Source organism: Mesorhizobium sp. M7A.F.Ca.US.006.04.2.1 (genome assembly GCF_004022915.1).
Classification (GTDB): domain Bacteria; phylum Pseudomonadota; class Alphaproteobacteria; order Rhizobiales; family Rhizobiaceae; genus Mesorhizobium; species Mesorhizobium ciceri.
In genome coordinates this window covers 1-5,922 of record NZ_RZQA01000371.1, presented here as the reverse complement: position 1 = coordinate 5,922, position 5,922 = coordinate 1, and the positions used below count along the sequence as shown (strand labels likewise).

Sequence of the window (5,922 nt, the reverse complement as noted above, 5' to 3'; positions counted from 1 at the left end):
GGCATTCACCGTGCCGCGGGCGCGCTCCAGGCCCAGGCGCGTGGCCGCGAGGCTGGCGCGCGCCATGTCGGGTCGCAGGCGGTCGAGCAACGCAAAATGCTCCGGTTCGTGGGCGCCGTCTTCCAGGCCGTGAACATGCATTTCGAAGCCGTCGGGAATGCGGCAGGCAACCTCTGTCATCATGATCATCGCGCAGCGCTCGGATGCCAGGCTGTAGGCGCGGGCATCGACGAAAGACGCCACCGACAGCACCAGCCGTGCCAAGTCGGATCGTTGGCGATCCGATGGCACTAGCAGCGTCCCGCCGGTTCCCCGCATGACACCGTCCACCAACGAGCAAGCATCCACGACCAGCCGCTGCAGCTCCTGCGTATCCTGCACACCAGTGGCGACAATCGTGCCGTCCTTGAGAGTCAACGGACTATCCTGCCGTGCCAGTATCGCTTCGGCGGCCTCGTTCATCTGCGCGATCTGGCAGTGACCGTTGACCAGAAGGACGCCGAAGGGCAGACGCGCGAACGCCGATGCCAGCGCCGAGGTGTTTTCAAGCCGCCGGCCGATCTGCCCGGCGCGCAGGACATGCGGCACGATCTTCTGCAACAGCTCGATGTCTTCCTTGCCAAACGCGTCCTGCCTCGGACCGCGATCGACACTCAAAATCCAGTGCGACCCGTTGGCGGCGATCAGGTTGCAGGCGAGCCCCTTATAGATGTCACGCGGCCTTAGCCAGTCCTGCCAGAGTTCGCTGCGGCGGAACGCCGGCTCATCAGGTGGCGGCGGCCAACGATAGACTTTGCCGACGGGCAAGGCCGCCGACGCCGCTGTCAGAGGATCGCGCATCAACGTGTCGATGGCCTTTTGCGAACTTAATTCCGGGTCGAGGTCGGATGCGACCGCATTGGCCGTCCGCGGGCTGACGTGCAGGATGCAGGCGCGCGAACCGCCGAACAGGTCACGCAGGCTGGTGACCGCGTCGAACCATCGTTCCTGGTCGTAGGCGGCTTCGTAGACCCTGCCAACAACGGCGGATACCGCTTCGGTGGTGACGTCAGCCATGGGGCCCTTCGATCCTTCGAATGCTCACGTTTTCGTGAAGAAGCCTAACACATGGAAGCTCTCGCGCAAGTTGCACTGGTGCTGAGCCTGGGATGCCGCCCTCGTTTCCGGCCCATCGTCAATTAGCAAAAATGAAGGTGCCCCCCGGCTCTGGCCTTAGGGGTTCCCATTGACGCTTGCCGGCTTTTGCCGACGTGGATGGAAGCTTGGGCGGAGGCGCTGGCGTGACGGGCTTTGCGGGCTTTTCTTCCTGACCGCTTGGCGCTGGCGGCACGCTCTGCTCACGTTCACCGAAAGCCCATAGATCTTCCATTCGCCGTCTTCCGGCGCAAACAGGGGTGGTGTGTGGATGTTCTCCGCATTGCAATCTGTGCTTTTTATGCGGTTCTTGGGGCGTGGAAAAGGAGAGCTTGATGTCTGAAATGCTGCTGGCAACGCTTTCCAACATTCGGACGGTTGAGGAAATGATCGTCGCCTTCCGGGATGAAGAGCATTGCCGGCGGCTCCTGGAAGGTGTGGTGTGCCCGCCTCCGGGCCGCGCCGTGCAAGTCGGACATCACGTGCAATCGCCTAGATCCGATAACTCATTGCTGGAATGGATGTGCCGATTTCAAAAGCGCAACAAGCTGGCTTTGTTGATTCGTTCCCGTCTTGCGAAAGATACGGTTCAAATAAGTGCGCACGGTCGAGAATTGCAGGCCGGCTTCAGCCGCCGCCACCTGCAGGTTAAGGCCCTTGGCCAGCGCGGTGGCGAGCCGAACTTCCGCCGCCGTCAGGTCGAACAGGCCGGTCAATATGGTCGGCGAAGGCACCAGCGCGCTGGCGCTGATCGCGGTGGCGACAATGAGCAGATCGCAGCCGCCAAAGAGATCATGCGCGTCCCGCTTGAGCGGCAGGACATGCACCACGACCGGCGGAGGCAAGGCGCTGCGCAGCGGAATGGAGCGCGAAACGGGTTCGCCGTCGCGAGCCTGCACGGCCATCTGGAACAAACGGTTGCTTTCCGGATTGGCAAGGGCGATACCGCCGAACGCCGTCGCCACGAAGAACGTCTTTTCCTGATCGAACAGGGTGTTCGTTGCCCTGACGCGACCATTGCCGGCGAGGACGGCCGCCGGAAGTCCGATCGTGGCCAAGGCATTCACCGTGCCGCGGGCGCGCTCCAGGCCAAGGCGCGTGGCGGCAAGGCTGGCGCGCGCCATGTCGGGCCGCAAGCGGTCGAGCAATCCAAGATGCTCCGGTGCATAGGCGCCATCTTCCAGACCGCGCTGGAATACGAACATAACGAGCTCGCCGCTAGGCATCGGGATCGCCGCGCAGGTATTTGCCCCGAGCCCCAGTGTGCGCAACCGGATACGCACTGGATCGTCCCGAATTTCCTGTGGGGTCATGAAGCTGTCGACATCGATGAAGCTTGCCGGCCGCAGTTCGCTCATGCGCGTGGCGGCGGTGGAAAGCCGCAACGTCTCGTCTGCCGTGACTTCCTTCATCAGGCCCTGCAGGGACGGAACCGCCTTGCCACGGACAGGCAATCCATCGGCGAAAACAAAGAGTGCCCCACCCTTCGACGCCGCAGCACCGGTGACCCCCTCGAGAACGGCGGGCCATTTTTCTGAAATGAACGCTGCTTCATAAAGCGAGTCGACAATTTCCGTGAGCATGTGCCATATCTTCAGGCAGCGTATGTCTTGTGCTACATTGCACTTACACTAACATGAATCCAGCCAAATTTGAAGTCTCCGGCAGCGAAACTTGCAGATTTGGAACACATCTGGCTCCATCCGGATCATAAGCTGCTGCCTTGAAGTAGTTTCGCATTCGGCTTGGGAGAATCCGCCTGATGATCGAACCGACGGCATCCTATAGGGCGAGGCCAGCCGAAACCACGTTGTTGCCGCCTAATCCCCCTACTCCCACTCGATTGTTCCAGGCGGCTTCGACGTCACGTCGTAGACGACGCGGTTGATGCCGCGGACTTCGTTGATGATGCGGGTGGCAGCAGCCCCCAGGAAGGCCATGTCGTAGTGGTAGAAATCCGCCGTCATGCCGTCGACCGAGGTGACGGCGCGCAGCGCGCAGACGAACTCGTAGGTGCGGCCGTCGCCCATCACGCCGACCGTCTGCACCGGCAGCAGCACGGCGAATGCCTGCCAGATGGCATCGTAGAGGCCGGCTTTGCGGATCTCGTCAAGATAGATGGCGTCGGCTTCGCGCAGGATCTCCAGCTTTTCGCGGGTGATGCCGCCGGGGCAGCGGATGGCGAGGCCCGGGCCGGGGAATGGATGGCGTCCGATGAAACTCTCGGGCAGGCCAAGCTCCTTGCCCAGCGCCCTGACCTCGTCCTTGAACAGCTCGCGCAGCGGCTCGACCAGCTGCATGTTCATGCGCGCCGGCAGGCCGCCGACATTGTGGTGCGACTTGATCGTCACCGACGGGCCGCCGGTGAAGGAGACACTTTCGATCACGTCGGGATAGAGCGTGCCTTGCGCCAGGAATTCGGCGCCGCCGAGTTTCTTGGCCTCTTCCTCGAACACCTCGATGAACAGCCGGCCTATGGTCTTGCGTTTTTTCTCCGGATCCGACTCGCCCTCGAGGGCGTCGATGAAACGGTCCGACGCGTTGACCAGAATGAGCGGCAAATTGTAGTGCTCACGGAACATCGCCACCACGCCCGCGGCCTCGTCCTTGCGCATCAGGCCGTGGTCGACAAGGATGCAGGTCAGTTGGTCGCCGACCGCTTCGTGGATCAACAGCGCGGCAACGGAGGAATCGACGCCGCCCGACAGCGCGCAGATGACCTTGCCCTTGCCGACCTGCTTGCGGATCGCCTCGACCGCGTGCTCGCGGTAGGCGCGCATGGTCCAGTCGCCCTCGATGCCGGCGATGTTGTGGACGAAGTTCCTGAGCAGCCGGGCACCGTCGGGCGTATGCACCACCTCGGGGTGGAACATGATGCCGTACATCTTGCGCTCGATGTTGCCGAAGATGGCGAAGGGCGAGCCCTCCGATTTGCCGAACACCTCGAAGCCGTTGGGCAAGGAGATGACGCGGTCGCCATGGCTCATCCACACCTGGTGGCGCTGGCCGGGCGCCCACAGGCCCTCAAACAGCGGGCTGTCCTTCTGGATCTCGACGAAGGCGCGGCCGAATTCGCGATGGTCGGAGCTTTCGGCGACGCCGCCCATCTGCACGCACATGGCCATCTGGCCGTAACAGATGCCGAGCACCGGCACGCCGGCGTCGAAGACGATCTGCGGCGCGCGCGGACTGCCTATATCGCCGGTCGAAGCCGGGCCGCCGGACAGGATCACGGCTTTCGGATTGATGCGCTTGAATGCCGCTTCGGCCGACTGGAACGGCACGATCTCGGAAAACACGCCGGCCTCGCGGATGCGGCGGGCGATGAGCTGGGTGAACTGGCTGCCGAAATCGACAATCAGGACGGTATCGGGATGATTGGCTGTTTTCATGGCGAGCGTTTAGAGAAAGAAATGAGTCGACGCAATGGGTTGCGAGTTTCAGAGCGGTCTGGCGTCTTCATGCGGCGAATCTTTCAGAAGCGTGCCCAAACCGATGGCCTGTTCGAGCCGCATGACGGCCTCCGCCAGCTTCTCATCGATGACTTCAAGATATTCGGTCCAGTCGCCGACATGCCTGAGATCCGCCGCCCCGTCGGAAATGCCGCGCAGCCCGATCAGCGGAATGTCGAACAACTGGCAGGCGCGCAGGCAGGCGAAGGTCTCCATGTCGACCATGTCGGCGTTAACAGCATCATAGGCCGCACCGGTGATGATCGCGCCGCCGGTCGATAGCGTCGCCTGCTTGATATCAGGTATCTTGAAGGGCAATGGCACGATCACCGGCAGTTCGAGGAAGGGTGTGGCACCCTTCTCGAAGCCGAGCGGCGAAGCGTCGATGTCACGGTAGCTGACCGAAACCGCCTGGTAGATTCCCGTCTGCTCCAGCGTCCGGCTGCCGGCTGAGCCGAGCGACACGACGAGGTCGGGCAGGGTTTTTTGCGACTTCAGCCAGGAGAGTTCAGCGCCTAGCCTGACGCCGGCCTCGACCGGACCGACACCTGTCATCAATGGCGTGAACAGCTGCTTGAGATGCGGACCGTATTCGGCCTGCGCCGCCATGACGAAGAGGACGTCCTTGCCCGACAGGCGGCGAATTTTATCGGTCATGATGATTTGCTCCTCTCCGCCCGATCACCTGCTTATCTGCGCCGCCGCTCGCCGGGACCCGCTGCCTCCGGCAGCTCCCGGCGTCCGTGGCCTTTCATCGTGCCACCGGCACGATGAATTCGCCTGCGGCGAACCGGCCACTCACCCTTCTATGCCATCACGCCCGACCACCGTCATCATCGTTCCGGTCATGGTGGCGATCAGCTTGGCCTCGCCGTCGGCGGCAAAGGCGTAGGCCTGGCCGTCGGCAACGATGATGGTGCGGCCTGGCTTGGTCACCGAGCCGCGGAACAGGAAGCGCTCGCCCCTGCCCGGCGCCAGCAGGTTGACCTTGAACTCGATGGTCAGCACGCCGGAATTTTCCGGCATCAGCGAAAAGGCGGCATAGCCGCAGGCCGAGTCCAGCGCCGTCGAAATGACGCCGGCATGGAGGAAGCCGTGCTGTTGGGTGAGTGCCGCCGAATAAGGCATCTCGATCTCGATGATGCCGGGCGTCACCAGCGTCAGTTCGGCGCCGATCGTGGCCATCGCCTTCTGGCGCGCGAAGGAGGTCCTGACGCGATCCTCATAGTCGGGGGCGGGTACGATCTTTGCTGCCATGGCCGCTGCCTTCCTTTATGCGGATAAGCTTATTGCAGAGGCATGGACGGCAGGCAAATGCTTTTGCTGCACTGCACAA

Annotated in this window: 5 protein-coding genes and 1 pseudogene; 1 reads left to right on the top strand and 5 read right to left on the bottom strand. The window is 62.6% G+C overall.

The window, feature by feature from the left end:
- Window positions 1–1,056 (bottom strand): hypothetical protein (locus EN925_RS40160; protein ID WP_128336828.1); only part of this gene is annotated, 1,056 nt, incomplete at its 3' end.
- 413 nt (window positions 1,057–1,469) lie between these two features.
- On the opposite strand from EN925_RS40160, the pseudogene EN925_RS19735 reads away from it, so the two are divergent.
- Window positions 1,470–1,592 (top strand): annotated as a pseudogene (locus EN925_RS19735) (IS1595 family transposase); the annotation flags it as partial.
- Between the two features lie 48 nt (window positions 1,593–1,640).
- Here the strand turns inward: EN925_RS19735 and EN925_RS19730 are convergent.
- The 4 genes from EN925_RS19730 to EN925_RS19715 all read right to left on the bottom strand — a co-directional run bounded on the left by EN925_RS19730 (window position 1,641) and on the right by EN925_RS19715 (window position 5,843).
- Entirely contained in the window at window positions 1,641–2,717 is a 1,077-nt protein-coding gene (locus EN925_RS19730; protein WP_127388225.1) for a helix-turn-helix transcriptional regulator, read from the bottom strand.
- A 246-nt stretch (window positions 2,718–2,963) separates the two neighbouring features.
- A complete protein-coding gene (gene guaA, locus EN925_RS19725; RefSeq protein ID WP_024502342.1) occupies window positions 2,964–4,526 on the bottom strand; it encodes a glutamine-hydrolyzing GMP synthase in 1,563 nt (520 codons plus the stop codon).
- Between the two features lie 48 nt (window positions 4,527–4,574).
- Complete coding sequence (locus EN925_RS19720; RefSeq protein WP_064994667.1) at window positions 4,575–5,243, bottom strand: 5'-methylthioadenosine/S-adenosylhomocysteine nucleosidase; 669 nt, start codon at window positions 5,241–5,243, stop codon at window positions 4,575–4,577.
- A gap of 141 nt (window positions 5,244–5,384) precedes the next feature.
- Window positions 5,385–5,843, bottom strand: coding sequence for a PaaI family thioesterase (locus EN925_RS19715; protein ID WP_013530371.1), 459 nt, complete (start codon window positions 5,841–5,843; stop codon window positions 5,385–5,387).
- Window positions 5,844–5,922: the final 79 nt, after the last annotated feature.

What these genes read in the sequence shown, in the direction of transcription:
- EN925_RS19730 (WP_127388225.1), bottom strand. Translation starts at nt 2,717, where the DNA reads ATGCTCACGGAAATTGTCGACTCGCTTTATGAAGCAGCGTTCATTTCA.
- guaA (WP_024502342.1), bottom strand. Translation starts at nt 4,526, where the DNA reads ATGAAAACAGCCAATCATCCCGATACCGTCCTGATTGTCGATTTCGGC.
- EN925_RS19720 (WP_064994667.1), bottom strand. Translation starts at nt 5,243, where the DNA reads ATGACCGATAAAATTCGCCGCCTGTCGGGCAAGGACGTCCTCTTCGTC.
- EN925_RS19715 (WP_013530371.1), bottom strand. Translation starts at nt 5,843, where the DNA reads ATGGCAGCAAAGATCGTACCCGCCCCCGACTATGAGGATCGCGTCAGG.